Annotated in this window: 27 protein-coding genes; 13 read left to right on the top strand and 14 right to left on the bottom strand. The window is 53.1% G+C overall.

The annotated features are described in order from the left end of the window. Positions 1-52: 52 nt before the first annotated feature. Positions 53-1,063 (top strand): class II fructose-bisphosphatase, encoded by a 1,011-nt coding sequence (gene glpX, locus CNE01S_RS12285; protein ID WP_061276337.1) that lies wholly within the window; start codon positions 53-55, stop codon positions 1,061-1,063. Between the two features lie 99 nt (positions 1,064-1,162). Next, positions 1,163-1,909 (top strand): ferredoxin--NADP(+) reductase, encoded by a 747-nt coding sequence (fpr, locus tag CNE01S_RS12280; protein WP_061276335.1) that lies wholly within the window; start codon positions 1,163-1,165, stop codon positions 1,907-1,909. Position 1,910: 1 nt separating this feature from the next. Here the strand turns inward: fpr and CNE01S_RS12275 are convergent, their stop codons facing one another. Then, positions 1,911-2,330, bottom strand: a complete 420-nt coding sequence (locus tag CNE01S_RS12275) for a DUF805 domain-containing protein (protein ID WP_061276333.1) — start codon at positions 2,328-2,330, stop codon at positions 1,911-1,913. A gap of 117 nt (positions 2,331-2,447) precedes the next feature. Between CNE01S_RS12275 and CNE01S_RS12270 the strand changes: the two genes are divergently transcribed. Continuing rightward, a complete protein-coding gene (locus CNE01S_RS12270; protein ID WP_061276332.1) occupies positions 2,448-3,047 on the top strand; it encodes a DUF1454 family protein in 600 nt (199 codons plus the stop codon). 108 nt (positions 3,048-3,155) lie between these two features. Beyond that, positions 3,156-3,923 carry a triose-phosphate isomerase gene (tpiA, locus tag CNE01S_RS12265; protein WP_038477074.1) on the top strand — a complete coding sequence of 256 codons (768 nt, stop codon included), beginning with the start codon at positions 3,156-3,158 and terminating at the stop codon, positions 3,921-3,923. A gap of 48 nt (positions 3,924-3,971) precedes the next feature. Here tpiA and CNE01S_RS12260 read toward each other — a convergent pair whose 3' ends face one another. From CNE01S_RS12260 to cpxP, 5 genes are all read right to left on the bottom strand, one after another. Further along, positions 3,972-5,276 carry an SLC13 family permease gene (locus tag CNE01S_RS12260; RefSeq protein ID WP_061276329.1) on the bottom strand — a complete coding sequence of 435 codons (1,305 nt, stop codon included), beginning with the start codon at positions 5,274-5,276 and terminating at the stop codon, positions 3,972-3,974. 100 nt (positions 5,277-5,376) lie between these two features. Beyond that, positions 5,377-6,366: a sulfate ABC transporter substrate-binding protein gene (locus CNE01S_RS12255; protein ID WP_061276327.1), complete on the bottom strand. Its 990-nt coding sequence runs from the start codon at positions 6,364-6,366 to the stop codon at positions 5,377-5,379. A gap of 151 nt (positions 6,367-6,517) precedes the next feature. Continuing rightward, a complete protein-coding gene (pfkA, locus tag CNE01S_RS12250; RefSeq protein WP_008457500.1) occupies positions 6,518-7,480 on the bottom strand; it encodes a 6-phosphofructokinase in 963 nt (320 codons plus the stop codon). A gap of 182 nt (positions 7,481-7,662) precedes the next feature. Then, positions 7,663-8,565 (bottom strand): CDF family cation-efflux transporter FieF, encoded by a 903-nt coding sequence (gene fieF, locus CNE01S_RS12245; protein ID WP_061276325.1) that lies wholly within the window; start codon positions 8,563-8,565, stop codon positions 7,663-7,665. A gap of 123 nt (positions 8,566-8,688) precedes the next feature. Beyond that, positions 8,689-9,198: a cell-envelope stress modulator CpxP gene (gene cpxP / locus CNE01S_RS12240; RefSeq protein ID WP_061276323.1), complete on the bottom strand. Its 510-nt coding sequence runs from the start codon at positions 9,196-9,198 to the stop codon at positions 8,689-8,691. A gap of 151 nt (positions 9,199-9,349) precedes the next feature. On the opposite strand from cpxP, the gene cpxR reads away from it, so the two are divergent. The 3 genes from cpxR to trmL all read left to right on the top strand — a co-directional run bounded on the left by cpxR (position 9,350) and on the right by trmL (position 11,991). Next, positions 9,350-10,048: an envelope stress response regulator transcription factor CpxR gene (gene cpxR / locus CNE01S_RS12235; protein WP_039289169.1), complete on the top strand. Its 699-nt coding sequence runs from the start codon at positions 9,350-9,352 to the stop codon at positions 10,046-10,048. Then, the gene (gene cpxA / locus CNE01S_RS12230; protein WP_061276321.1) at positions 10,045-11,415 is read left to right on the top strand and encodes an envelope stress sensor histidine kinase CpxA; all 1,371 of its coding nucleotides are present in this window, start codon (positions 10,045-10,047) and stop codon (positions 11,413-11,415) included. Before cpxR ends, cpxA begins: the two co-directional genes overlap by 4 nt. Before the next feature lie 102 nt (positions 11,416-11,517). Beyond that, positions 11,518-11,991, top strand: coding sequence for a tRNA (uridine(34)/cytosine(34)/5-carboxymethylaminomethyluridine(34)-2'-O)-methyltransferase TrmL (trmL, locus tag CNE01S_RS12225; protein WP_061276319.1), 474 nt, complete (start codon positions 11,518-11,520; stop codon positions 11,989-11,991). On the opposite strand, the gene cysE is transcribed toward trmL, so the two are convergent. From cysE to CNE01S_RS12200, 5 genes are all read right to left on the bottom strand, one after another. Continuing rightward, positions 11,988-12,803: a serine O-acetyltransferase gene (gene cysE, locus CNE01S_RS12220; RefSeq protein WP_061276317.1), complete on the bottom strand. Its 816-nt coding sequence runs from the start codon at positions 12,801-12,803 to the stop codon at positions 11,988-11,990. The genes trmL and cysE overlap by 4 nt on opposite strands. Before the next feature lie 78 nt (positions 12,804-12,881). Further along, on the bottom strand, positions 12,882-13,901 hold the full coding sequence (gene gpsA / locus CNE01S_RS12215) for an NAD(P)H-dependent glycerol-3-phosphate dehydrogenase (RefSeq protein WP_061276315.1): 1,020 nt from the start codon (positions 13,899-13,901) through the stop codon (positions 12,882-12,884). After that, positions 13,901-14,368, bottom strand: coding sequence for a protein-export chaperone SecB (gene secB / locus CNE01S_RS12210; RefSeq protein WP_008457481.1), 468 nt, complete (start codon positions 14,366-14,368; stop codon positions 13,901-13,903). The genes gpsA and secB overlap by 1 nt, the downstream gene beginning before the upstream one ends. Before the next feature lie 56 nt (positions 14,369-14,424). Then, positions 14,425-14,676 (bottom strand): glutaredoxin 3, encoded by a 252-nt coding sequence (gene grxC / locus CNE01S_RS12205; protein WP_008457480.1) that lies wholly within the window; start codon positions 14,674-14,676, stop codon positions 14,425-14,427. 21 nt (positions 14,677-14,697) lie between these two features. After that, on the bottom strand, positions 14,698-15,129 hold the full coding sequence (locus CNE01S_RS12200; RefSeq protein ID WP_061276313.1) for a rhodanese-like domain-containing protein: 432 nt from the start codon (positions 15,127-15,129) through the stop codon (positions 14,698-14,700). A 247-nt stretch (positions 15,130-15,376) separates the two neighbouring features. Here CNE01S_RS12200 and gpmM point away from each other — a divergent pair, with 247 nt between their 5' ends. From gpmM to CNE01S_RS12185, 3 genes are read left to right on the top strand one after another with little or no spacing between them, the layout of a single operon-like run. Continuing rightward, positions 15,377-16,924, top strand: a complete 1,548-nt coding sequence (gene gpmM / locus CNE01S_RS12195; protein ID WP_061276311.1) for a 2,3-bisphosphoglycerate-independent phosphoglycerate mutase — start codon at positions 15,377-15,379, stop codon at positions 16,922-16,924. A 9-nt stretch (positions 16,925-16,933) separates the two neighbouring features. Then, the gene (gene envC / locus CNE01S_RS12190) at positions 16,934-18,196 is read left to right on the top strand and encodes a murein hydrolase activator EnvC (RefSeq protein WP_061276309.1); all 1,263 of its coding nucleotides are present in this window, start codon (positions 16,934-16,936) and stop codon (positions 18,194-18,196) included. Positions 18,197-18,244: 48 nt separating this feature from the next. After that, positions 18,245-19,135, top strand: a complete 891-nt coding sequence (locus CNE01S_RS12185; RefSeq protein WP_245874494.1) for a divergent polysaccharide deacetylase family protein — start codon at positions 18,245-18,247, stop codon at positions 19,133-19,135. Positions 19,136-19,174: 39 nt separating this feature from the next. On the opposite strand, the gene tdh is transcribed toward CNE01S_RS12185, so the two are convergent. Both tdh and kbl read right to left on the bottom strand, forming a co-directional pair. After that, positions 19,175-20,200 carry an L-threonine 3-dehydrogenase gene (gene tdh / locus CNE01S_RS12180; RefSeq protein ID WP_061276305.1) on the bottom strand — a complete coding sequence of 342 codons (1,026 nt, stop codon included), beginning with the start codon at positions 20,198-20,200 and terminating at the stop codon, positions 19,175-19,177. 10 nt (positions 20,201-20,210) lie between these two features. Further along, positions 20,211-21,407 (bottom strand): glycine C-acetyltransferase, encoded by a 1,197-nt coding sequence (gene kbl / locus CNE01S_RS12175; protein ID WP_061276303.1) that lies wholly within the window; start codon positions 21,405-21,407, stop codon positions 20,211-20,213. A gap of 215 nt (positions 21,408-21,622) precedes the next feature. Between kbl and rfaD the strand changes: the two genes are divergently transcribed. From rfaD to rfaC, 3 genes are read left to right on the top strand one after another with little or no spacing between them, the layout of a single operon-like run. Further along, positions 21,623-22,555 (top strand): ADP-glyceromanno-heptose 6-epimerase, encoded by a 933-nt coding sequence (gene rfaD, locus CNE01S_RS12170; protein WP_061276301.1) that lies wholly within the window; start codon positions 21,623-21,625, stop codon positions 22,553-22,555. Positions 22,556-22,571: 16 nt separating this feature from the next. Next, positions 22,572-23,621, top strand: coding sequence for an ADP-heptose--LPS heptosyltransferase RfaF (gene rfaF / locus CNE01S_RS12165; RefSeq protein WP_061276299.1), 1,050 nt, complete (start codon positions 22,572-22,574; stop codon positions 23,619-23,621). Further along, positions 23,621-24,586: a lipopolysaccharide heptosyltransferase RfaC gene (gene rfaC / locus CNE01S_RS12160; RefSeq protein ID WP_061276297.1), complete on the top strand. Its 966-nt coding sequence runs from the start codon at positions 23,621-23,623 to the stop codon at positions 24,584-24,586. Before rfaF ends, rfaC begins: the two co-directional genes overlap by 1 nt. Before the next feature lie 39 nt (positions 24,587-24,625). Here the strand turns inward: rfaC and CNE01S_RS12155 are convergent, their stop codons facing one another. Then, positions 24,626-25,573 carry a glycosyltransferase family 9 protein gene (locus CNE01S_RS12155; RefSeq protein WP_245874343.1) on the bottom strand — a complete coding sequence of 316 codons (948 nt, stop codon included), beginning with the start codon at positions 25,571-25,573 and terminating at the stop codon, positions 24,626-24,628. Between the last annotated feature and the right edge of the window lie 74 nt (positions 25,574-25,647).

The raw sequence follows: 25,647 nt of genomic DNA, 5'->3' as shown, positions 1-25,647 counted from the left end.
TCCCCGCCTGTGCTAAACTCCCCGGCAATTCTGTTTGCTAAATGAGTCTGCTATGAAACGAGAACTTGCCATCGAATTTTCCCGCGTGACCGAAGCTGCCGCCCTTGCTGGCTATAAATGGCTTGGCCGTGGCGATAAGAATGTGGCCGATGGCGCGGCGGTAAACGCCATGCGTATCGTCCTTAACCAAATCAATATCGACGGAGAAATCGTCATCGGTGAAGGTGAAATCGACGAAGCACCGATGCTCTACATTGGTGAAAAGGTCGGGACCGGCAAAGGCGATGCGGTGGATATTGCCGTTGATCCGATTGAAGGCACGCGTATGACGGCGATGGGTCAGGCCAACGCCCTGGCGGTTCTCGCAGTGGGTGATAAAGGCACGTTTCTGAATGCGCCCGATATGTATATGGAGAAACTGATTGTTGGGCCGGGAGCCAAAGGCGCGATCGACCTTAATCTCAGCCTTGAAGATAATCTCCGCAACATCGCATCTGCGCTGGAAAAGCCGCTTAGCGAGCTGACAGTCACCATTCTGGCAAAACCACGCCACGACGAAACGATTAAAGAGATGCAAAAGCTTGGCGTGCGCGTGTTCGCCATTCCTGACGGCGATGTTGCCGCCTCTATCCTGACCTGCATGCCGGACAGCGAAGTTGACGTTCTCTATGGGATCGGTGGCGCACCGGAAGGCGTGGTTTCAGCAGCAGTTATCCGCGCGCTGGACGGCGATATGCAGGGTCGACTGCTGGCTCGTCACCACGTAAAAGGCGACAGCGAAGAGAATCGTCGCATTGGTGAGCAAGAACTGGCGCGCTGCAAAGCGATGGGCATCGAGGCCGGGCTGGTGTTAAAGCTTGATGAAATGGCGCGTAATGACAACGTTATTTTCTCCGCGACAGGCATCACCAAAGGTGACCTGCTGGAAGGCATCACCCGTAAGGGCAACATGGCCACCACGGAAACCCTGCTGATTCGGGGTAAATCCCGCACGATTCGCCGCATTCAGTCTATTCACTATCTCGATCGTAAAGATACCGAGGTACAGAAGCATATTCTGTAACGTTTCTCGTTTGTTGGTTCGAGCTTTCCGGCTCGTTTGGGCTGGAAATGCCCTCACATTCTGGTGAAGATAGGTAAAAAGCAACGACGGGAGTACAACATGGCGGAGTGGGTTACAGGTAAAGTTACCAGGGTTCAAAACTGGACGGATTCTCTCTTCAGCCTGACGGTTCACGCGCCGGTACATGCGTTTACCGCCGGGCAATTTACCAAGCTTGGGCTTGAGATAGACGGCGAACGCGTTCAGCGCGCCTACTCCTACGTTAACGCCCCAAGTAATCCCGATCTTGAGTTCTATCTGGTTACCGTTCCCGAAGGCAAACTCAGCCCTCGCCTGCATGCGCTCCAGCCAGGCGATGAAGTACAGCTGGTAAGCGAAGCTGCCGGGTTCTTCGTGCTCGAGGAAATCCCCGAATGCAAGACGCTCTGGATGCTGGCAACCGGCACCGCGCTGGGGCCTTATCTGTCTATTCTGCAGGAAGGTAAAGACCTTGAGCGTTTTGAGAATATCGTTCTGCTTCACGCGGTGCGCTACGCCGGCGACTTGAGCTATCTCCCGCTCATGCTTGAGTTACAGGAGCGCTATCAGGGGAAACTGCGTATTCAAACCGTGGTCAGCCGCGAAACCGTACCAGGTTCGCTTACCGGGCGCGTTCCGGCACTGATTGAAAGCGGCGAGCTTGAGGCGGCCGTTGGTTTACCGATGGATATCGACACCAGCCATGTGATGCTGTGCGGTAACCCGCAAATGGTGCGCGACACGCAACAGCTTCTGAAAGATACCCGGCAAATGGCCAAACATCTGCGCCGCAGACCTGGCCATATGACCGCCGAACATTACTGGTAAATCAGCGGAATTTAACTTCGCTGGTCTCTTTCCCGAAACGGTTTTCGCCCTGGGTGCCCACAAAAGCGCCCAGGTCCATCAGCACCATGACGAAAATAAGCGTCGGGATAAAACGCCCTAATCCCCACTGCCACAGGGTGCCAAATGTTTCCCAGTTTCCCGCCACCAGCAGCCAGGCAGGAATAAACAGCAGCGCCCACCAGCCTTTTTTATCCCTGTCGTGCAGGCGCTTCACAATCACCGCCGCAGTAGGAATCAGCGAGCCGGAGAGGAAGAAGCCCGCCGTGGAATACGGCATGATTTCGGCTCCGGCCAGGGTAAACAGAATTATCAGCCCGACTATCCACGCGCCGATCCAAATCCAAAAATCGCGGCGTCCAATACGCCCTTTAAAAGAGAACAACCATTGCTGTATGGTCATGGGTAAGGTCCTTATTATTTTATCACGGCGTAGTGTACCCTGGTCACCGCCCGTTTTGACAAGCCAACGGATTGCCGATTTAATCGGGATGATGAATCCATCAGGAGAAGTGTGTCGATGAAATACCTGCTGCCTGCCCTTGTGCTGCTGGCGCTGCCTTTGGCGGTGAGCTGGGCAGATCCTGCGTCAGACGCAGCTTCTCAGCTTCCGGCGGCGCCCTATCTGCTGCCCGGCGCACCCACTTTCGATCTGACCATTACCCAGTTTCGCGGTAAATTTGATATCGATAATCCGTCGCTGCCGCTGAATGAATTTCGTGCCGTAGAAAAGAGCCGCGACAAAGCCAATCTGACCCGCGCCGCCACCAAGATCAACGAAAACCTTTATGCATCTGCAGCCCTGGAACTCGGTACCTTAAAAATTAAATCGATGCAGATAACGTGGCTACCCATTCAGGGGCCAGAGCAAAAGGCCGCCCGTGGCAAGGCGCTGGAGTATATGGCCGCGATTATCCGCAGCTTCACGCCAACGCTTTCAAAAGCGCAAAGCCAGCAGAAACTGACCAAACTACTCAGCGACGGCAAAAATAAACGCTATTTCGCTCAAAACGACGGTGCCATTCGCTATGTAGTGGCAGATAACGGCGAAAAAGGGCTAACTTTCGCCGTTGAACCGATTAAGCTAACGCTATCCGAGACGTTAAACAGCGGCGAATAAATGACAAAAAGCAAAGCCTTTCACCCGCTGACTCTCTATACTGTTTCACAGACCAAGCTGCCCAACGGGCAGTGATTCTTTTTATTGCTTACCGCGTGGAGAATTAAAATGCGACATCCTTTAGTGATGGGTAACTGGAAACTGAACGGCAGCAAACACATGGTTAACGAGCTTATCGCTAACCTGCGTAAAGAGCTGTCTGGCGTGGACGGCTGCGGCGTTGCCATCGCCCCACCAACCATGTACCTGGACCTGGCCAAACACGCTGCTTCCGGTAGCCACATCATTCTTGGCGCGCAGAACGTAGACGTTAACCTGTCCGGCGCGTTCACCGGTGAAGTTTCTGCAGACATGCTGAAAGATATCGGTGCTAAATACATCATCATCGGCCACTCTGAGCGTCGTACCTATCACGCAGAGTCTGACGAATTCATCGCGAAGAAATTTGCCGTGCTGAAAGCAGCAGGCCTGGTGCCGGTTCTGTGCATCGGTGAAAGCGAAGCTGAAAACGAAGCGGGCAAAACTGAAGAAGTTTGCGCACGCCAGATCGACGCCGTACTGAAAACTCAGGGCGCAGCAGCATTCGAAGGTGCGGTAATCGCGTACGAACCAATTTGGGCTATCGGCACTGGTAAATCTGCAACCCCAGCTCAGGCTCAGGCAGTACACAAATTTATCCGTGACCACATTGCTAAAGCTGACGCTAAAGTAGCAGAGCAAGTGATCATCCAGTACGGCGGTTCCGTTAACGATAAAAACGCAGCAGAGCTGTTTGCTCAGCCGGACATCGACGGCGCGCTGGTTGGCGGTGCATCCCTGAAAGCGGACGCTTTTGCGGTTATCGTTAAAGCAGCAGCTGAAGCGAAAAAAGCGTAATTACGCGAACAATATTGATGAACGGCTCCGCTTGCGGAGCCGTTTTTTTTAGATTTTGTGCAGCAACTGAAACCAGCCATAGTCCAGCGGCAGCAAAATCAAAAACGTCACCACGGCCAGTGCCAGGCAAAGCTTCATCCCCTCCCTCGCTGGGACTTTTCCCAGCCCCATAGCCACCACAATTGGCGACGCCATATACGGCAGGAGTGGCGTTGAGTACCCCAGCACCTGAATCATAATTACCGACAAAAGTGGGAAACCGGTCGCCTGCGAGAAACTTTCCGCGAAGGTGGTATAAAGTGCGGGCACGCCGTTTGCGGTGACAATAAAGTTAAGCAAACTGGTGATGCCGGTGAGCGCGACAAAGCTGGTAAAGGGACTGCTGGCATCCAGCGGCATAATAGCCATCAGTTTCTCGCCCACGAGTGCTCCAAGGCCGATATGGGTCACGGTCGTGGCCAGAGCCAGAATGCCCGCCACATAAAAACAGGTGCGCACATTTACGCCACTCGCAAACTCCTCGCCGCTAATAAATCCAATACGCGGCAACAGCGTCACGCAGGCGGCAATCAGCCCAATCCATGCGGGGCCAATCCCATGCCAGCTCTCGGTGATCCACAGCCCGAGCACAACAACCAGCAGCCACGCCAGCCGTTTTTCTTCGATGCTCATCGGCCCTGGAGTCTCAATTTGCTTCGGCGGCAACGGCTTGCCGGGAAATAACCAGGCAATCAGGCCTATCAGCACTAATCCCTTCAGAAGACCGAGCACCGGAGTATGCAGCAGCAAATAAGGCAAATAGTTAAGGTGCAGGCCATAAGACCCTTCAGCCGCCCCGCTCATCACCAGATTCGGCACGTTAGCGGGTAAAATCGTGGCCGAGAGCTGGAAAGTGCCAAACCCCACGGCCAGCGCCAGACCGTACCAGGCTCGAGTGCCTTCGCCGACGGACGCTCTTTTCGCCATCGCCGCAACAATCGGCATCAGCAGGGCAATACGCCCCATATTTGAAGGCATGACAAATGCCAGCGCATAGCTTAACAGTACGACGCTGCCTACCATGTGGATCCAGGAGTCCGTCAGCCGGGCGGAAAGCGCCCGCGCAACCCGATCGGCCAGACCTGTTTTGCGAATCGCAATTCCCAGCACAAAACCGCTGAATACCAGCCAGAAAGCCGACGAGGCGAAACCGCTAAAAATCACTTCGGCCGGGGCTATCTTAGCTACCATCGCCGCGGCGAAAAATAACAGTGCAGTCAGGTATTCCGGGAGCGCAGACGTGGCCCAAAGGACAATGGTGATGAGGATAATAATGCCGGGCAGGAAAAACGGATCTGACATCCAGAGCGACATACCTGTCTCCTGTAGAGTTTTTCAGCACTCTACGGGAAGATATCCAGCGAGTAAATGTCAGACAGCGGAAACAAAAATGGCCCCGTAGGGCCACTTAAGATCAACGCTTGCTGATTTGGTCGAAGCTGCCGCCGTTAGAGAAGTGATCTTTCTGCGCTTTGGTCCAGCCGCCAAACTCTTCATCAATCGTGTAGAGCTTCAGTTTCGGGAACTCTTTTTCATACTTTTTCGCAACGTCAGGGTTACGTGGACGATAGTAATTTTTCGCCGCAATTTCCTGACCTTCAGGCGAGTAGAGATACTTCAGGTAAGCTTCCGCCACCGCCTGAGTCCCTTTCTTCTCAACAACTTTATCCACTACAGACACAGTCGGTTCCGCAAGGATAGATTCGCTCGGGGTCACAATCTCGAATTTGTCTTTGCCCAGCTCGTTGGTAGCCAGTAAGGCCTCGTTTTCCCACGCAATCAGCACATCGCCAATACCGCGTTCAACAAAGGTGTTAGTCGAGCCACGGGCACCGGAGTCCAGCACCTCGACGTTTTTGAATAAGGCTTTAACGAAGTCCTGCGCTTTAGCCTGATCGTTATTGTTATGGTGGAGCGCATAACCCCATGCGGCTAAGTAATTCCAGCGTGCCCCGCCGGAGCTTTTCGGGTTTGGCGTGATGACGGAAACGCCGGGTTTAATCAGGTCGTTCCAGTCATGAATTTGTTTAGGGTTGCCTTTACGCACCAGGAACACAATGGTGGAGGTGTATGGCGCGGAGTTGTCCGGCAAACGCTTGATCCAGTTTTTATCAATGCGCCCGCGCTCGGCGATGGCATCAACGTCATAGGCCAGAGCCAGGGTCACGACATCGGCTTCAATACCGTTGATGACCGAGGTTGCCTGTTTCCCGGAGCCGCCGTGAGACTGGCGCACGGTGACCGTATCACCGGTTTGCTGCTTCCAGTGTGCGCTGAATGCTTTGTTGTACTCTTCATACAGTTCACGAGTCGGATCGTAAGACACGTTGAGTAACTGAATATCCTTCGCCAGTACGCCACCAGAAGCCAAAAGTAATGTTAAACCCACGCCCCACTTGTTCATCGCTCGCTCTCTTTATGAAGTTTGATGAAGCCAGCGTGCCAGAAACTATTTCAAGGATTAAAGAATAAAAAAAGATTGGCTATAACTTTTGGCGATATAACCGGCAATAAAAAACCGGGCCATGCCCGGTTTTTGCTGACTGCAGCTTGGCTTAGTACAGCTTTTTAGCGCAATCCAGCCAGTCACCTTTGAACGGACGCTTCATGTTTTCAATCGCGTCGATGATGTCATGGTGAACCAGTTTTTCGTTCTGGATGCCGACGCAGCGGCCGCCAAAGCCCTGCAGCAGCAGCTCAATGGAGTAAGCCCCCATGCGGGACGCCAGGATACGGTCATACGCTACCGGGGAGCCGCCGCGCTGGATATGGCCCAGAACGGTAGCACGGGTTTCGCGCTTGGTTTCGGTTTCGATGTATTTAGCCAGTTCGTCGACATCGCAAATGTGCTCGGTAATAGCAACAATGGCGTGTTTTTTACCTTTGGCGATCCCGGCTTTAATTTCTGCCACCAGATCTTCGCGGCTGAATTCAACTTCCGGCAGAACCACAAACTCACAGCCGCCGGCGATAGCCGCAGCCAGGGTCAGGTCACCGCAGTAACGCCCCATCACTTCAACGATGGAGATACGCTGGTGTGAAGAGGAGGTATCACGCAGGCGGTCAATCGCTTCAACCACGGTTTCCAGTGCGGTGAAGTAACCGATGGTGTAGTCGGTGCCTTTGATATCGTTATCAATCGTGCCTGGCAGACCGATGCAAGGGAAGCCCATTTCGGTCAGGCGCATCGCCCCCATGTAAGAACCGTCACCGCCGATCACCACCAGCGCATCAATGCCGCGTTTTTTCAGGTTTTCGATAGCCACGGCGCGAATGTTTTCATCGCGGAACTCAGGGAAGCGAGCAGAACCAAGGAATGTACCGCCACGGTTGATCATGTCGGACACGCTGTAGCGGTCCAGCTGCACCATGCGATCTTCGTACAGACCCAGGTAGCCATCATAGACCCCCATGACTTCCAGACCTTCTGACAGCGCTGCACGCACCACACCGCGGATCGCCGCGTTCATGCCCGGCGCATCACCGCCACTCGTCAACACACCAATTTTTTTGATCATGACTACCTCTGAACTTTGAAAGCAAAATTAATCCTGTTGCCGGAAAACGCTGCGGGCAATCCGAAGCTTCGACGCTGCCCAAATAGTATAACAACGGCTCCCAGCTGAATTGATTCAGGTCAGGCCAAATGGCGGTACATTATGCAAAAACTGCCAGTCAGCGCCAACTTTCCAACGTAAAACTAAAGCTCGAAATGCCCCTGCCGTCCCGTCGGAACAACAGAGCAAGGATCCTGGTGGATAATCACATCCGATCCTGGGAAACGATGCAGAATCGCCTGCTCCACCTGTTCGGCAACAACATGCGCCTGAACCAGCGGTAAATTATCTTCCATCTCAATATGAAGCTGTATAAAGCGGGTCGGCCCTGACTGCCGCGTTCGGAGATCGTGGGCTCCTCTAACGCCAGGCCACGCATTCACGATATCAATAATAGCCTGACGTTCCTCGTCTGGTAACGCCCGATCAAGCAGCGATTGCACCGCTTCATAGCCCATTTGCAGCGCGCTATACAAAATGTACACGCCAATACCCAAAGCAAACAGCGAATCAGCACGATGCCAGCCATACCAGGATAAGCCTAGCGCAATAAGAATTGCGCCATTCATCATAACATCAGACTGATAATGAAGCATATCGGCCCGGACGGCCTGGCTTTGCGTTTTTCTCACCACCCAACGCTGGAACGTCACCAAAATTAAGGTGCTTATCAGTGCCACAACCGTCACCGCCACGCCAATGCCAGGATCTTTCATCGGGGAAGGGTCAGCCAGATGCTGAATACCGGTTAAAAACAGGAACAGGGCCGAGCCTGAGATGAACATGCTTTGTGCGAGAGCGGCCAGCGATTCCGCTTTGCCGTGGCCGAATGTATGTTCTTCATCTGCGGGCTGGAGTGAATAACGCACCACAAGCAAGTTCGTCAATGAAGCAGCGATATCGACCAGTGAGTCCACCAGTGCCGCCAGAATACTGACCGAACCGGTATACCACCAGGCGAAAATTTTTATTAAAAGTAGCAACGACGCCATGACGGTCGCCGCGATTGCAGCCCGGCTAACCAGCTGCCCATATTGTTGATTCATGGGGGCTCCCGCAGGTGAATGCCGCTAGTATAGCGGATCAGACCTGAGCATCGGGCAAAAAAAACCCGCCTGGTGAGGCGGGGAAGACAGGGATGGTGTCTATGGCAAGGAAAACAGGGTTTGTTACTGGTTACTACGGGTACTGCTACTACTCATGGCCTGCAGCGAAGCACCCTGCTGCAGTTCCGACAGTTCACGGAGATTATCCATGCGCTGCTGGTGTTTCTCATTTAAAGCGGCCTGCTGTTCCGGACTGAGTAAGTGGTACATTTGGTTGCGTACTTTTGCCATCTCGACCTGGCGGGCAACCTGTTCTTGTGCCATTTTTTCAGCCTGAGCTTTCACTGCCACTTCATCAAATTTATCTGCGGTGATCAGGCGATGCATGATCTCCATTTCGCTAACATTAACGGGTGGGCTATCATGCCTTGCCCGGTGCATAAGATCTCGCATCTGTTGGCGTTGTTGCTCAGTCAAATTTATGCCGTCAAACATGTGATTCTGAGCGTTGTTTCGTTTCGCCAGATTGTCGCTTTGTGGCCAGTTAACGCCGGTCGGCAAATCAGCGGCCTGGCTGGCTAACGAGATAACTGCCAGTGTTGAGGCCATGACGACAGCGGTAACATTGCGCATCACTTGCTCCCAAAATCTGTGTGTGCTGCGATTCAACGAGAGCCAGTCTACGATTCCCGCTGCAAACTAGCGTCAGGGGGTGTAAAACAACGTAAAGTCATGGATTAGCGCGCCTTGATGACGTAATTTCTGCCTCGGAGGTAATTTCACAATGAATAAAATCCTGTTAGTTGATGATGACCGAGAGCTGACTTCCCTGCTAAAGGAATTGCTCGACATGGAAGGTTTTGACGTGGTTGTTGCTCACGATGGTGAGCAAGCGTTGACGCTTCTGGACGACAGCATCGACCTGTTATTGCTTGACGTAATGATGCCCAAGAAAAACGGCATTGATACTTTGAAAGAGCTTCGCCAGACACACCAGACACCCGTCATTATGCTTACCGCACGCGGTAGCGAACTTGACCGCGTACTCGGCCTTGAGCTGGGTGCCGATGACTACTTACCAAAACCTTTTAACGATCGTGAGTTGGTCGCCCGTATTCGCGCCATCCTGCGTCGTTCACACTGGAGCGAGCAGCAACAAAACAGCGACAGCAGTTCACCGACGGTAGAAGTCGATGGGCTGAGCCTCAATCCAGGCCGCCAGGAAGCCAGCTTCGATGGGCAGGCGTTAGACTTAACCGGTACCGAGTTCACGCTGCTGTATCTCCTTGCCCAGCATCTGGGTCAGGTGGTTTCTCGTGAACACCTGAGCCAGGAAGTCCTGGGTAAACGCTTGACGCCGTTCGACCGTGCAATTGACATGCATATTTCCAATCTGCGTCGTAAATTGCCGGATCGCAAAGACGGCCATCCGTGGTTTAAAACCTTACGTGGCCGTGGCTATCTGATGGTTTCCGCTTCATGATAAGTAGCCTTACCGCGCGCATTTTTGCCATCTTCTGGCTGACGCTGGCTCTGGTACTGATGTTAGTTTTGATGCTGCCAAAGCTGGATTCACGCCAGATGACCGAGCTGATGGAAAATGAGCAACGTCAGGGCTACATGATTGAGCAACACGTCGAAGCTGAGCTGGCAACCGATCCACCGAATGATTTGATGTGGTGGCGGCGCTTGTTCCGTGCAATCGACAAATGGGCACCTCCTGGCCAGCGTCTGCTGCTGGTCACCAGCGAAGGGCGCGTCATTGGCGCCCAACGCAACGAAATGCAGATCATCCGAAACTTTATCGGCCAGTCCGATAACGCCGACCATCCCCAGAAAAAGAAATATGGCCGGGTTGAACTAGTTGGGCCATTTTCGGTGCGAGACGGTGAAGATAACTACCAACTTTACCTGATTCGCCCGGCCAGCAGTTCGCAATCTGACTTCATCAACCTGCTGTTCGACCGCCCTTTGTTGCTGCTGATTGTCACCATGTTGGTGAGTTCTCCGCTGTTACTCTGGCTGGCATGGAGCCTTGCCAAACCGGCTCGTAAGCTGAAAAACGCGGCAGATGAAGTAGCCCAGGGTAACCTGCGCCAACATCCGGAACTCGAGGCGGGGCCACAGGAATTCCAGGCCGCGGGTGCGAGCTTTAACCAAATGGTGACGGCGCTGGAACGAATGATGACGGCACAGCAAAGATTGCTGTCTGATATCTCTCATGAACTCCGCACGCCGCTGACCCGCCTGCAGCTTGGCACCGCGCTACTGCGTCGCCGCAGCGGTGAGAGCAAAGAGCTGGCACGCATTGAAACGGAAGCCCAGCGCCTGGACGGCATGATTAATGACCTGCTGGTCATGTCGCGCAACCAGCAAAAAAATGCGCTGGTTAGCGAGACGATGAAAGCCAACCAAATCTGGACAGAGATGCTGGATAACGCCGCCTTCGAAGCCGAGCAAATGGGCAAATCGCTGGAGGTCACCTACCCACCAGGCCCGTGGCTAATGTACGGTAACCCGAATGCGCTGGAAAGCGCGCTAGAGAACATTGTCCGTAACGCCCTGCGCTACTCGCACACCAAAATAGCGGTGAATTTCTCAGTCGATAATCAAGGTATTACCGTCACCGTTGACGATGATGGCCCGGGCGTTAGCCCTGAGGACAGAGAGCAGATTTTCCGTCCGTTCTATCGTACGGATGAAGCGCGCGATCGCGAGTCGGGCGGCACAGGGCTCGGCCTGGCCATCGTTGAAACCGCCGTGCAGCAGCATCGTGGCTGGGTAAAAGCCGACGACAGTCCGCTAGGTGGTCTTCGCCTGACGCTCTGGCTGCCGCTCTATCACCGCTGACAAACAGAATCGACATTAGCAATAACAGGCTCTACGGAGCCTGTTTTCGTTTCTGCCCAATAGCAATTTTGCTATTCTGCGCCCCTAGTTGATGGGGGTTGTATGTTAAATATCGTTTTGTTTGAGCCAGAAATTCCGCCCAATACCGGGAACATTATCCGCCTGTGCGCCAACACCGGTTTTCGTCTGCACATTATTGAGCCGATGGGCTTTCCCTGGGACGATAAGCGCCTGCGCCGCGCCGGGCTGGATTATCACGAATTTACGACAGTTCTGCGCCATACCGACTACAACGCCTTTCTGGAGGCTGAGAAGCCTCAACGTCTGTTTGCCTTAACGACCAAAGGAACACCCGCCCACAGTGCTGTGAGCTATCAGGCAGGGGATTATTTGATGTTTGGCCCGGAAACTCGCGGGCTGCCAGCGGAGATACTGAACGCGATGCCGCCCGAGCAAAAGATCCGTATACCCATGATGCCGGACAGCCGCAGCATGAACCTCTCTAACTCGGTGTCCGTGGTGGTCTATGAGGCCTGGCGACAGCTAGGGTATCAGGGCGCCGTTCTCAGAAGTTAAATGCCGTCGCCGTACTCAAAGCCAGCGCCGTTGAAGTGCTGATCCATATCTATCGCTGGCTTATCACTTCCAGGCGTGCCCACGATGCGTGCCGGTACGCCAGCAGCCGTGGTATGAGGCGGAACAGGCTGTAGTACGACGGAGCCTGCGCCAATTTTCGCACCGATTCCGACCTCAATATTGCCGAGGATCTTGGCACCCGCGCCAATCATCACGCCTTCGCGAATTTTCGGGTGGCGATCGCCGCTGGTTTTACCGGTACCGCCCAGCGTGACCGACTGCAGAATAGAAACATCGTTTTCAACGACCGCAGTCTCACCGATAACAATCCCCGTGGCATGATCGAGCATGATGCCACAGCCGATTTTTGCCGCCGGGTGAATATCTACCTGAAAAGAGACTGAAACCTGGTTCTGCAGGAAGATGGCCAGCGCCTGCCGCCCTTGTAACCAGAGCCAGTGGCCAATTCGATATGCCTGGAGCGCATGAAAACCTTTGAGATAAAGCAGCGGCGTTGAATACTTGTCTACCGCAGGATCACGCGTGCGCACCGCCTGGATGTCGCAAGCTGCAGAGGCAATCATCTGCGGATCGGCTGCGTAGGCCTCTTCGACAACTTCGCGAATCGCGATAGCCGGCATAATCGGCGAAGCTAACTTATTGGCCAGCATGTAGCTGAGCGCGTTACCAAGGTTATCGTGCTTGAGGAGCGTCGCATGATAAAAACTGGCCAACATGGGTTCACAATCCGCAAGCGCTCGCGCTTCGGCTTTAATATTGCTCCACACCAAATCCAGTTCTTCTGACGACATTGCTCTCTCCAGACATAAAAACAACGCCCGACACCAGGGTCGGGACGTTTAAGTTATTGCGGTGTATTAAGCGATCCCTCAATTGCCGCTTCGTTCATCCTTACGAGTACGACCAAGCAACGTTAATGCTGCCTCGCGCGCATTTTTTCCGCAATACAATACCTGATAAATTTCCTCGGTTATTGGCATTTCGACGCCTACCCGAGCCGCCAGCTCGCGAACTTCTTTGGTATTGCGATAACCTTCAACCACCTGGCCAATCTTCTGCTGCGCGCCGTCCACATCCATCCCCTGACCGAGCATCATGCCGAAGCGACGGTTACGAGACTGATTGTCGGTACAGGTCAGCACCAGATCGCCCAAACCGGCCATGCCCATAAAGGTTTCCGGTGAAGCACCGAGCGCACTACCCAGACGCGTCATCTCTGCAAGGCCACGCGTGATAAGCGCGGTACGTGCGTTAGCACCAAACCCGATGCCATCCGACATCCCTGCGCCAATAGCGATAACGTTTTTAACCGCCCCGCCCAGCTGAACGCCGATGAAATCGGGATTGCTGTATACGCGGAAGCTTTTGCCGCAGTGCAGCAGATGCTGGAGATCCTCTGCAAACTGCTCGTCGGTCGCCGCAAGAGCAATCGCCGTCGGTAAGCCTGCTGCCAGCTCTTTCGCGAATGTCGGGCCAGAAATGACTGCCAGAGGAACATCATCCCCCAGAGCCTCGCGAGCCACATCCTGCAGTAATCGCCCCGTTTCAGCTTCCAGCCCTTTTGTCGCCCACACAATACGTGCATCCGGGCGCATCAGCGGCTTGATTTGGCGTAACACTTGCCCGAACACATGGCTCGGTACGACCACCAGAATATTGCGGCTGGCAGACAGCGCGACGGCTAAATCACTCTCAAGATGCAGTGTATCGGGAAAAGGAACATCGGGCAGGAAAGCTACGTTGCAACGATCGGCCTGCAGCGTAGCGATATGTTTGGCATCATGGCCCCACAACACAACGTGGTGGCCATTCCTCGCAAGAGTAATAGCGAGAGCGGTGCCGTAAGAGCCGGCACCGATAACAGTCATTGAAGCATTAAGGCTGTTCATCAGGCATCCTGATGGTTTTCAGCACCTTCGCCAGCTTGCTGCTGCAGATAGTTCATGAACAGTGCATCGAAGTTAACCGGTGCAAGGTTCAGCTGAGGGAAAGTACCGCGAGAAACCAGGCTAGTGATACATTCACGCGCATATGGGAACAGAATGTTCGGGCAGTATGCGCCCAGGCAATGCGCCAGCTGCGTGCCTTCGATACCGTCAACGGAGAAGATACCCGCCTGCTGAACTTCGCACAGGAAAGCGGTGTCTTCGCCCAGCGTAGCGGTCACGGTTACGCGCAGCACAACTTCATAAACATTTTCAGCCAGTTGACTGGACGCAGTATCCAGATCCAGTTTTACTTCTGGCTGCCAGTCTTTCTGGAAAACGTGCGGTGCGTTAGGTGCTTCGAAAGAGACATCCTTGGTGTAAACACGCTGAATCTGGAAACCCATTTCTGTATTGTTTTGTTCTGACATTGTTAACCCTTAAATTTAAACGTCCTTACTCTGCGATACACGGCAGACAAACCGCACTAGCTCAGCAGGGGATCGAGTCCACCACGCGCGTCCAGTGCGTACAAGTCATCGCAACCGCCAATGTGCTGTGCGTCAATAAAAATCTGCGGTACCGTGGTACGCCCACTGCGTTTGATCATCTCTTCCCGCTTAGCGGCATCACCATCAATAGGTAATTCCTGGAACGCCACGCCTTTTTCATTCAGCAGGGCCTTTGCACGGTGGCAAAAAGGACAAGTCGCTTTGGTGTAGATCTCAATATTCGCCATGGTTTACCTCAGTTTTCCAGATTATTTACCGCGAACCAGCGGCAGGTTTTCCCCGCTCCAGCCAGCAATACCTTCTTTTAACAGCGCAACCTGCTCAAAACCAGCTTTGTTCAACAAAGCCGCTGATTCTTGTGAAGAAACACCGTTAGCGCATACCACAATAATGGGTTTGGCTTTGTGTTTTTCAAGTTCACCAAAGTTGCCGCTTTTGATTTCAGTTGGTAGCACGTTCAGTGAATTCGCAATGTGGCCCTTACGGAAATCATCACGCTGGCGTACATCAACAACCACCGCATCTTCTTTGTTAATTAAGCGAGTGGCCTCACCACGGGTGATCACTTTGACTTTAGAAGCCAGACCTTTAAAGGTCATGAAAAGTACCGCGGCCAGCAGGCCAACCCACGCCAGACTAAGTATGGGGTGGCGGCCAACGAATTGCATAATTTCTTGCATGGGGGGTAGTAACTCCCGACTAAGTAATGATGAGAAAACCAGGTGGGGAGTATACCTTCGCGTTGTGGCAATTACAGCCAGTCTGAATAATGTTATGTGGATTCTGCGGGCTGTTACGAAAAAAAAGAACCAGACTGATGAAATCCGATCGCCATCCAGCCCCTTTCTTTGATCTTCTGCGGCTATTCGCCCGGATCGGCTGTAGTAAAATTACGCAAATTTTGTCTTAGACTCAGAGGTTGTTGCAATGTCGGTTACTAAAAAACCTATGGTCCTGGTGATTCTCGATGGCTATGGCCACCGCGAAGAGCAACAGGATAACGCGATTGTTAATGCTAAAACGCCGGTGATGGATAGCCTGTGGGCCCAGCGTCCACATACTTTGATCAACGCATCAGGGCTGGAAGTCGGCCTACCTGACGGGCAAATGGGTAACTCCGAAGTCGGCCACGTCAACCTCGGTGCTGGCCGCATCGTCTACCAGGATCTGACTCGCCTGGATGTTGAAATTAAAGAACGTACTTTCTTTGCTAACCCGGTATTGACTGGTGCAGTCGACAAAGCCGTTGCCGCCGGTAAAGCGGTACATATCATGGGCCTGGTTTCCGCTGGCGGTGTTCACAGCCATGAAGACCATATTTTGGCGATGATCGAGCTGGCAGCCGAACGCGGGGCAGAAGCTATCTATCTGCATGCTTTCCTTGATGGCCGCGACACGCCGCCACGCAGCGCAGAGTCTTCCCTGAAGAAATTTGCCGACAAGTTTGCTGCTCTGGGCAAAGGCCGTGTAGCAACGCTGATTGGCCGCTATTACGCAATGGACCGTGACAACCGCTGGGATCGCGTTGAGCTGGCTTACGACCTGATGACTCAGGCCAAAGGTGAATTCCAGGCAGACAATGCGGTTGCCGGTTTGGAAGCCGCTTACGCCCGCGACGAAAACGATGAATTCGTTAAACCAACCGTGATTCGTGCCGCAGGCGAAGCCGAATCAATCATGAACGACGGCGATGCGCTGATCTTCATGAATTTCCGCGCTGACCGTGCCCGCCAGATTACCCGAGCCTTTGTTAACGCCAATTTCGACGGTTTCAGCCGTAAAAAAGTGGTGCAGTTTGGCGACTTCGTGATGCTGACCGAATATGCAGCCGATATCAAAACAGCCTGCGCTTACCCACCAGCTTCACTGACCAATACCTTCGGCGAGTGGATGGCGAAACACAACAAAACCCAGCTGCGCATCTCCGAAACAGAAAAATACGCCCACGTGACCTTCTTCTATAACGGCGGGGTTGAAGAGCCGTTCGCGGGCGAAGACCGCATTCTGGTAAATTCTCCCAAAGTCGCGACCTACGATTTGCAGCCTGAAATGAGCTCCGCTGAATTGACCGATAAGCTGCTAAGCGCCATCAACAGCGGCAAGTACGATACCATCATCTGCAACTACCCGAACGGTGACATGGTTGGTCATACCGGCGTCTATGATGCTGCGATTTCCGCCGTTGAGGCACTGGATAACTGCGTTGCCCAGGTGGTTAAAGCCGTTGAGGCCGTTGGCGGCGAGCTGTTGATCACCGCAGACCACGGTAACGCAGAGCAAATGCGCGACCCGGCTACCGGCCAGGCACATACTGCGCATACCAGCCTGCCAGTTCCGCTGATTTACGTAGGTGAGAAAAACCTGAAAGCTGTCGCTGGCGGCAAGCTCTCTGACATCGCGCCAACCATGTTGAGCCTGATGGGAATGGAAATCCCGCACGAGATGACTGGCAAGCCGCTGTTCATCGTGGAATAATCCCTCCCCATGAGGGGAAAGGCGATTTTTTCAAAGACATGGGCTGTGAAGCCCGTTATCTACGCCAGCGTGTTTAGCGCTGGCGTCTTGTTATTGCCTTTTTCCAGCCACGCTGACGACAAGCAGCAGCTGCAATCCATTCAACAGGATATCGCCGCTAAAGAGCGCGCGGTGCGTCAGCAACAGCAGCAGCGTTCCGTTTTACTCGCTCAGCTAAAAGCGCAGGAAGAAGCAATTTCTGCGGCCAGCCGCAAGCTGCGTGAAACCCAGAACACTCTCGCGGATTTAAACAATCAAATCGCGACGCTGAACAACTCACTTGCAAAACTTCAAAAACAGCAAGCGACTCAGGAACGTAACCTGGCCGCTCAGCTGGATGCAGCGTTTCGTCAGGGTCAGCATACCGGTATTCAGCTGATTCTCAGCGGTGAAGAAAGCCAACGAGGCCAGCGGCTGCAGGCCTATTTCGGCTACCTTAACACCGCCCGTCAGCAGACTATCGAAGAGTTAAAGCAGACCAAAGCGGAAGCTGCGCAGCAGAAAACCGAGCTGGAAAGTAAGCAAAGCGAGCAGCAAACGTTGCTGTACGACCAGCAGGCGCAGCAGGCCAAGCTGGAGAGCGCCCGCAACGAACGCAAAAAGACGCTGGCAGGCCTGGAATCCTCCATTCAGCAGGATCAGCAGAAGCTGAGTGAAATGCGCCAGAACCAGGCGCGCTTGCAGAGCCAGATCGCCCGCGCAGAAGCCGCGGCAAAAGCTCGCGCCGAGCGTGAGGCACGCGAAGCAGAGCAGGTTCGTAACAAGCAGCAGGAAGCGTCCAATAAAGGCACAACCTACAAGCCAACCGAAAGCGAACGTTCGCTGATGTCGAGAACCGGCGGCCTCGGGTCACCGCGCGGGCAGGCATACTGGCCGGTTCGCGGTTCGTTACTGCATCGTTATGGCGAACAGCTGCAAGGTGAGCTACGTTGGAAAGGTATCGTTATTGCGGCGTCAGAAGGCACGGAAGTTAAAGCCATTGCCGACGGGCGCGTGATCCTTGCCGACTGGCTGCAGGGCTATGGCCTTGTCGTCGTTATTGAACACGGTAAAGGCGATATGAGTCTCTACGGCTACAACCAGAGCGCATTGGTCAGCGTCGGCACCCAGGTGCGTGCCGGGCAACCTATCGCACTGGTTGGTAGCAGTGGCGGCCAGGGCCGTCCGTCACTCTATTTCGAAATCCGCCGCCAGGGCCAGGCAGTGAATCCACAACCGTGGTTGGGAAGATAAGTTTTGCCTCAGTTCCGCACTGTTTTTTTTGCCGCCGCCAGCGGGCTAATGCTGGCAACCTCCGCATGGGCCGGTAAGCTCTCGATAGTCATTGATGACTTTGGCTATCGTCCTCAGCAGGAAAACCAAGTGCTGGCCCTGCCGACTAACGTCTCCGTCGCCGTGCTACCCAACGCGCCACATGCTCGCGAAATGGCCACCAAAGCCCATAACGCCGGGCACGAAGTCTTGATCCACCTGCCGATGGCACCACTAAGCAAGCAGCCGCTAGAGAAGGATACGCTCCGCCCGGACATGAGCAGCAGCGAGATCGAGAGAATTATTCGCGACGCGGTGAACAAAGTCCCTTATGCAGTTGGGATGAATAACCATATGGGCAGTGCGATGACCTCCAGCCTGTTCGGCATGCAAAAGGTGATGCAGTCGCTGGAGCAGTACAATCTCTATTTCCTGGACAGCATGACCATTGGCAACAGCCAGGCCACGCGGGCCGCGGCCGGAACTCGTGTCAAAGTGATTAAAAGGAAAGTCTTTCTCGACGATACTCAGAACGAAGCGGATATTCGCTTTCAGTTCAACCGCGCGATCCAGCTCGCACGCAAAACCGGGTCGGCAATTGCTATCGGTCACCCCCACCCTTCAACCGTTCGCGTTCTCCAGCAGATGGTCTATAACCTTCCACCGGACATTACTCTGGTACGCCCGAGCAGCCTGCTTAATGAACCACAGGTAGATACCTCGACGCCAAATAATACGCAGCCGGGCAAACTGCCCCCGCCGCGTAATCCATTCCGTGGCGTGAAGCTGTGTAAGCCGAAGCAGCCTATCGAGCCGGTGTACGCCATCACCTACTTCAAAGTTATCAGCGAAAGTATTGCCGAGAGCGCGCTGGTGAAATACCTCCAGCATCAGTGGCAAGGTTGGGACAAACAGGCATGATTGAAAAACCAGAGGGCGTAAGGCCCTCTGGTTTAATGATTAATCCCAGCTCAGGATAACTTTGCCGGACTGCCCGGAGCGCATCGCGTCAAAGCCTTTCTGGAACTCATCGATAGAGAAGCGGTGGGTGATAATCGGGGACAGATCCAGGCCGGACTGAATCAGTGCAGCCATCTTGTACCAGGTTTCAAACATCTCGCGGCCGTAGATACCTTTAATAAACAGCCCTTTAAAGATAACCTTGGTCCAGTCGATAGACATATCTGACGGTGGGATCCCCAGCATAGCAATACGACCACCGTGGTTCATGGTATCCAGCATCGTGTGAAACGCCGGCGGTGCACCGGACATCTCCAGCCCCACGTCAAAGCCTTCGGTCATCCCCAGTTCGCTCATCACGTCCTGCAGGCTTTCTTTACTGACATTAACTGCGCGAGTGATACCCATTTCGCGCGCCAGCTCCAGGCGGTATTCGTTCACATCGGTAATCACCACGTTACGAGCACCAACATGCTTTGCTACTGCCGCAGCCATGATCCCGATAGGGCCAGCGCCGGACACCAGCACATCTTCGCCCACCAGATCGAACGAAAGCGCGGTATGCACTGCGTTGCCGAACGGATCGAAGATGGAAGCCAGGTCATCAGAAATATTGTCCGGAATTTTGAACGCATTAAACGCCGGGATAACCAAATACTCAGCAAAACAGCCAGGACGGTTCACACCAACACCGGTGGTGTTGCGGCACAGGTGGGTTCGCCCGCCGCGACAGTTACGGCAGTGGCCGCAGGTAATATGCCCTTCGCCGGAAACACGATCGCCAATCTTAAAGCCTTTCACTTCCTGACCAATGCCGACTACTTCTCCTACGTATTCGTGACCTACAACCATAGGAACAGGGATGGTTTTTTGCGACCATTCATCCCAGTTGTAAATATGGACGTCGGTCCCGCAAATCGCCGTTTTACGAATTTTGATCAGCAGGTCGTTATGACCCATTTCCGGCTTAGGGGCATCCGTCATCCAGATGCCTTCTTCCGCCTTCAGTTTTGCTAATGCTTTCATGACCGCTCCCTTAAGCGATAACGCCTAGTTGCTTACCGATGCGCGTAAACGCATCTACCGCACGTTCAATTTGCTCAGGGGTATGCGCCGCCGACATTTGGGTGCGGATACGCGCCTGACCTTTTGGCACCACCGGGTAGAAGAAACCGGTGACGTAAATACCTTCTTTTTGCAGTTCACGCGCAAAGTTCTGGGCGACAACCGCTTCGCCAAGCATTACTGGAATAATGGCGTGATCGGCACCAGCAAGCGTAAACCCGGCTGCGCTCATTTTTTCACGGAACAGGCGAGCGTTTGACCACAGGCGCTCACGCAGCTCTTCGCCTGACTCCAGCATTTCCAGGACTTTGATAGAGGCGGAAACGATAGCCGGCGCGAGTGAATTCGAGAACAGATAAGGACGGGAACGCTGGCGAAGCCATTCGATAACTTCTTTGCGACCCGCGGTATAGCCACCTGAAGCGCCACCGAGTGCTTTGCCCAGCGTACCGGTGATAATATCAACGCGGTCCATAACATCGCAGTATTCATGCGTGCCGCGCCCGTTGGCACCGACAAAGCCCACAGCGTGAGAGTCATCGACCATCACCAACGCGTTGTACTTATCCGCCAGGTCACAGACGCCCTGCAGGTTAGCAATCACACCGTCCATTGAGAACACGCCGTCGGTGGCGATCATCACGTGGCGGGCACCGGCCGCACGAGCCTCTTTCAGACGAGCTTCCAGCTCCTGCATGTCGTTATTGGCGTAGCGATAGCGCTGCGCTTTGCACAGGCGAACACCGTCAATAATTGAAGCGTGGTTTAGCGCATCAGAGATGATGGCGTCTTCCGGCCCGAGCAGGGTTTCAAACAGGCCGCCGTTGGCGTCGAAGCAGGAGGAGTACAGAATCGCATCGTCCGTTCCCAGGAAATCTGCCAGCTTGCTTTCCAGCTGTTTATGGCTGTCCTGAGTGCCGCAGATAAAGCGGACAGAAGCCATACCAAAACCATGTTTATCCATCCCCTGTTTAGCCGCTTCAATCAGCAGCGGATGGTTAGCAAGACCCAGATAGTTATTGGCGCAGAAGTTGATAACGTGGCTGCCATCGGCAACGGTGATATCCGCCTGCTGGGCGGAGGTGATAATACGCTCTTCTTTAAATAACCCTTCCGCACGAGCCGTCTCGAGCTGGGAGGTCAACTGCTTGTAAAAATCTTCGCGCATCGCGATTCTCCAGGCATGGCAAATTTCGGCATATATTACCCAAACCTATACCAGGAGACGAGATTACGCTTCAGTGAATCTGATTTTTGCAGGATAAATCACGAGGGTGAAAAACTTCCGCTCATTAGGCGGGTCTTTAATTGTAATGGTATGATAAGAGCCATTAGCGCATCAGGTGTATGGCCTGAAAGCCCCACTTTTTAAAGGTTGAACTTATGATTATCGTTACTGGCGGCGCCGGCATGATCGGCAGCAACATTATTAAATCCCTGAACGAACAAGGCTACCGCGATATCCTGGTGGTGGATAACCTCAAAGACGGGACTAAATTTGTTAACCTGGTTGACCTGGATATCACCGACTACATGGATAAGGAAGATTTCCTGATCCAGATTATGGCCGGGGAAGAGTTCGGTGATATCGACGCCATCTTCCATGAAGGTGCCTGCTCCTCCACCACCGAGTGGGACGGCAAGTACATGATGGACAACAACTATCAGTACTCGAAAGAAATTCTGCACTACTGTCTGGAGCGTGAAATTCCGTTCCTGTATGCTTCTTCCGCCGCGACCTACGGCGGGCGCAATAAAGACTTCATCGAATCACGCGAATATGAACAACCGCTGAACGTGTATGGTTACTCAAAATTCCTGTTTGATGAATATGTGCGCCAGATCCTGCCAGAAGCTAACTCTCAGGTGACCGGTTTCCGCTACTTTAACGTCTATGGGCCACGTGAAGGCCACAAAGGCAGCATGGCAAGCGTTGCCTTCCATCTCAACACCCAGTTGAATAACGGTGAAAACCCTAAACTCTTTGAAGGCAGTGACGGCTTCAAGCGTGACTTCATCTATGTGGGCGATGTGGCCGCCGTTAATCTGTGGTTCTGGCAAAATGGCGTTTCCGGTATTTTCAATTGTGGTACCGGCCGTGCAGAATCCTTCCAGGCCGTGGCGGACGCTGCGCTGGCGTACCACAGCAAAGGTAGCATCGAGTACATTCCTTTCCCGGACAAGCTGAAGGGCCGCTACCAGGCTTATACGGAAGCTGACTTAACCAATCTGCGCGCAGCGGGTTACGACAAGCCGTTCAAAACCGTAGCCGAAGGGGTTGCGGAATACATGACATGGTTAAATCGCGACGCATAAGCTGCACAGGGAAAGTATGAAGATTCTGGTGATTGGCCCGTCATGGGTGGGCGACATGATGATGTCGCAAAGTCTCTATCGCACGCTCAAGGCACGCTATCCCCAGGCGATCATTGACGTGATGGCACCCGCGTGGTGCCGTCCGCTATTATCGCGTATGCCGGAAGTGAACGAAGCGATTGCTATGCCACTGGGTCACGGTGCGCTGCAAATCGCAGAACGTCGCCGTCTCGGTCATAGCCTTCGAGATAAGCGCTACGATCGCGCTTACGTCCTGCCAAACTCGTTCAAATCCGCACTGGTTCCCTTTTTTGCCAACATCCCCCATCGCACCGGCTGGCTGGGCGAAATGCGCTATGGCCTGCTAAATGACAGCCGCAAGTTGGATAAAGAAGCCTGGCCTTTAATGGTAGAACGCTACGTCGCCTTAGGTTACGACAAGGGTGTAATGCAGTCGGCTAAAGATCTCCCGCAGCCAATGCTGTGGCCTCAACTGCACGTTAGTGAAGGTGAAAAAACACAGGCCTGTGCCGCCTTTAACCTTGAGCAACAGCGCCCGATGATAGGTTTCTGCCCCGGGGCAGAGTTCGGCCCGGCAAAACGGTGGCCGCACTATCATTATGCCGCGCTCGCGGCAAAACTCATTGATGCTGGCTATCAGGTTGTGCTTTTCGGCTCCGCCAAAGATAAAGACGCGGGTAAAGAGATTCTTGCTGCCCTCAGCACTGAGCAACAGGCATGGTGCCGCAACCTTGCTGGAGATACCCAGCTTGAGCAGGCCGTTATCTTGCTCGCAGCTTGCCAGGGCGTAGTCACTAATGACTCCGGCCTGATGCACGTCGCGGCAGCACTCGACCGCCCACTGGTGGCACTTTATGGCCCTAGCAGCCCAGATTTCACGCCACCGCTTTCCCATAAAGCGAGGGTTATTCGCCTGATCGGTGGCTATCATAAAGTCCGTAAAGGCGATGCTGAGGAAGGATATCATCAGAGCCTGATCGATATTACGCCCGAAAGTGTGCTGGTGACATTGACTGAACTGCTAACCAGCAGCAAGGAAGACTGATGCGTGTACTTCTCGTTAAAACGTCCTCCATGGGCGATGTGCTCCATTCTCTTCCTGCGCTGACGGATGCGATGCATGCCATTCCGGGTATCAAATTCGATTGGGTAGTTGAAGAAGGCTTTGCCCAGATCCCGAGCTGGCACCCGGCCGTGGATAAAGTATTCCCGGTTGCGATCCGTCGCTGGCGTAAAAGCTGGTTTTCGTCGAAAACACGCGCCGAACGCAAAGCATTCTACCAGGCACTGAAGGCCCGAGAATATGACTGCATTATCGATGCTCAAGGCCTGGTAAAGAGTGCCGCGCTGGTCACTCGTAAGGCACAGGGTAGAAAACACGGCATGGACTGGAACAGCGCACGTGAGCCATTAGCCAGTCTGTTCTACAACGTAAGACATAGCGTGGCCAGGCAGCAACACGCCGTAGAACGCGTGCGTGAGCTTTTTGCTAAGAGTTTGGGATATACCCAATCCGATCGGCAGGGCGATTATGCAATCGCACCGCATTTCCTGAACTCGCTGAACGCGGGTAATGGTCAATATGCCGTATTCTTACATGCGACTACACGAGATGATAAACACTGGCCGGAGACGCACTGGCGTGAGCTAATTGGCCTGCTGGAGGGTTCAGGGGTTCGCATTAAGCTTCCGTGGGGAGCGCCACATGAAGAAGCGAGAGCAAAGCGGTTGGCGGAAGGGTTTGATTTTGTAGACGTCTTACCGAAAATGACGCTTGAAGAAGTGGCCAAAGTGTTGGCGGGGGCAAAATATGTGGTTTCCGTTGATACAGGATTAAGCCATCTTACCGCAGCATTAGACCGCCCGAATATCACGCTTTACGGACCGACAGATCCGGGGCTGATTGGCGGGTATGGGAAAAACCAGGAAGTGTGTAACGCCCCAGACGACAAGATGTCAAAACTCTCCTCACGAGAAGTATTAGAAAAAATTCAGAGCACATTCAAATAAACACCCCGAATGCCTGGGCAACATCAGGGTGTATAGTATTTATGCCTTCTTATTAAAGTAGTCTGTTATCCGGCTCAGTACTTCATCACAGCTAATTTTCTCTAGCGCTGACTTATATTTCAATTCATCCAGAACAGTATAGGCTTTATAAATGACCGAATGTAATTGTGGATCCTGGAAAGGTCCATACAGATAAGGGGAAGTAATAACAAACATACTGACGGTAGGTATCTGCATCGCCACCGCAAGGTGCATAGGCCCGGTATCAGAAGTCACCAACAGATCCATATTTTTAACTTCCTGGATTAATTCCTTTAGCGTCGTTTCGCCAATCAAAGGTCTCACTCTGTCATGGAAGCAAGGATCCAGATTTTGCATGAACTCGTCTTGCAAAGGACGCTCATTCGGCGCCCCTATCAGTACAATTCTCACATCCGGAGAAGTAAAGAGTTGGCTTGCTAGTGTGGCAAATCGCTGAACGGGCCAACATTTTTTATAGGATGAAGCCCCCATCTGGAAACCAATCCACCTATAGTTAGCATCACTTTCAGTAATGGTCTTTTCTACCGAAAATGGAAGACGCATACTGTTATCAGGTTTTGAGTCTAACAGGGGAGAAATTAACTCCAACTTCCGCTGAATAGTGTGCCCTACAAATTTATTAATACGGTTCGTCGCCCATTTGCTGACAAGCGGCAAATCTTGCTTATCATTATCCACGAAAACATACTTCGTACCGGACAATATAGCACTTAAGAAATCATATGGCGTATGAGAATGGAGAATAACGGTTAACTCAGGGGAACCATGCTTTTTAATTTCCTTCACTAATTTAAAAAGTGTAGTAAGTTTGTTATCCCAATCGATTAAATTATCCCACTCTGCCCCGTCCTTAAGAAAACTATACATTTTCTTATTACACACTAAGGTAATATTTGCAGAAGGGTATCTCTTTCTAATCTCATGAATGGCAGGGGAATTCATCATAAAATCCCCAAGAGCGGTAGAAGAGTATATTAGTATATTATTGAAATCGCTCTTATCATCGAGTTCAAATACAC

This window comes from Cedecea neteri NBRC 105707 = ATCC 33855, assembly GCF_001571265.1.
GTDB lineage: Bacteria > Pseudomonadota > Gammaproteobacteria > Enterobacterales > Enterobacteriaceae > Cedecea > Cedecea neteri.
Note: the sequence above shows the minus strand (reverse complement) of the source record. Positions and strands in the feature narration are given on the sequence as shown.

Excerpts from the sequence above, each read along its gene's own strand:
- glpX (WP_061276337.1), top strand. The coding sequence starts at position 53 with ATGAAACGAGAACTTGCCATCGAATTTTCCCGCGTGACCGAAGCTGCC.
- fpr (WP_061276335.1), top strand. The coding sequence starts at position 1,163 with ATGGCGGAGTGGGTTACAGGTAAAGTTACCAGGGTTCAAAACTGGACG.
- CNE01S_RS12275 (WP_061276333.1), bottom strand. The coding sequence starts at position 2,330 with ATGACCATACAGCAATGGTTGTTCTCTTTTAAAGGGCGTATTGGACGC.
- CNE01S_RS12270 (WP_061276332.1), top strand. The coding sequence starts at position 2,448 with ATGAAATACCTGCTGCCTGCCCTTGTGCTGCTGGCGCTGCCTTTGGCG.
- tpiA (WP_038477074.1), top strand. The coding sequence starts at position 3,156 with ATGCGACATCCTTTAGTGATGGGTAACTGGAAACTGAACGGCAGCAAA.
- CNE01S_RS12260 (WP_061276329.1), bottom strand. The coding sequence starts at position 5,276 with ATGTCGCTCTGGATGTCAGATCCGTTTTTCCTGCCCGGCATTATTATC.
- CNE01S_RS12255 (WP_061276327.1), bottom strand. The coding sequence starts at position 6,366 with ATGAACAAGTGGGGCGTGGGTTTAACATTACTTTTGGCTTCTGGTGGC.
- pfkA (WP_008457500.1), bottom strand. The coding sequence starts at position 7,480 with ATGATCAAAAAAATTGGTGTGTTGACGAGTGGCGGTGATGCGCCGGGC.
- fieF (WP_061276325.1), bottom strand. The coding sequence starts at position 8,565 with ATGAATCAACAATATGGGCAGCTGGTTAGCCGGGCTGCAATCGCGGCG.
- cpxP (WP_061276323.1), bottom strand. The coding sequence starts at position 9,198 with ATGCGCAATGTTACCGCTGTCGTCATGGCCTCAACACTGGCAGTTATC.
- cpxR (WP_039289169.1), top strand. The coding sequence starts at position 9,350 with ATGAATAAAATCCTGTTAGTTGATGATGACCGAGAGCTGACTTCCCTG.
- cpxA (WP_061276321.1), top strand. The coding sequence starts at position 10,045 with ATGATAAGTAGCCTTACCGCGCGCATTTTTGCCATCTTCTGGCTGACG.
- trmL (WP_061276319.1), top strand. The coding sequence starts at position 11,518 with ATGTTAAATATCGTTTTGTTTGAGCCAGAAATTCCGCCCAATACCGGG.
- cysE (WP_061276317.1), bottom strand. The coding sequence starts at position 12,803 with ATGTCGTCAGAAGAACTGGATTTGGTGTGGAGCAATATTAAAGCCGAA.
- gpsA (WP_061276315.1), bottom strand. The coding sequence starts at position 13,901 with ATGAACAGCCTTAATGCTTCAATGACTGTTATCGGTGCCGGCTCTTAC.
- secB (WP_008457481.1), bottom strand. The coding sequence starts at position 14,368 with ATGTCAGAACAAAACAATACAGAAATGGGTTTCCAGATTCAGCGTGTT.
- grxC (WP_008457480.1), bottom strand. The coding sequence starts at position 14,676 with ATGGCGAATATTGAGATCTACACCAAAGCGACTTGTCCTTTTTGCCAC.
- CNE01S_RS12200 (WP_061276313.1), bottom strand. The coding sequence starts at position 15,129 with ATGCAAGAAATTATGCAATTCGTTGGCCGCCACCCCATACTTAGTCTG.
- gpmM (WP_061276311.1), top strand. The coding sequence starts at position 15,377 with ATGTCGGTTACTAAAAAACCTATGGTCCTGGTGATTCTCGATGGCTAT.
- envC (WP_061276309.1), top strand. The coding sequence starts at position 16,934 with ATGAGGGGAAAGGCGATTTTTTCAAAGACATGGGCTGTGAAGCCCGTT.
- CNE01S_RS12185 (WP_245874494.1), top strand. The coding sequence starts at position 18,245 with ATGCTGGCAACCTCCGCATGGGCCGGTAAGCTCTCGATAGTCATTGAT.
- tdh (WP_061276305.1), bottom strand. The coding sequence starts at position 20,200 with ATGAAAGCATTAGCAAAACTGAAGGCGGAAGAAGGCATCTGGATGACG.
- kbl (WP_061276303.1), bottom strand. The coding sequence starts at position 21,407 with ATGCGCGAAGATTTTTACAAGCAGTTGACCTCCCAGCTCGAGACGGCT.
- rfaD (WP_061276301.1), top strand. The coding sequence starts at position 21,623 with ATGATTATCGTTACTGGCGGCGCCGGCATGATCGGCAGCAACATTATT.
- rfaF (WP_061276299.1), top strand. The coding sequence starts at position 22,572 with ATGAAGATTCTGGTGATTGGCCCGTCATGGGTGGGCGACATGATGATG.
- rfaC (WP_061276297.1), top strand. The coding sequence starts at position 23,621 with ATGCGTGTACTTCTCGTTAAAACGTCCTCCATGGGCGATGTGCTCCAT.
- CNE01S_RS12155 (WP_245874343.1), bottom strand. The coding sequence starts at position 25,573 with ATGATGAATTCCCCTGCCATTCATGAGATTAGAAAGAGATACCCTTCT.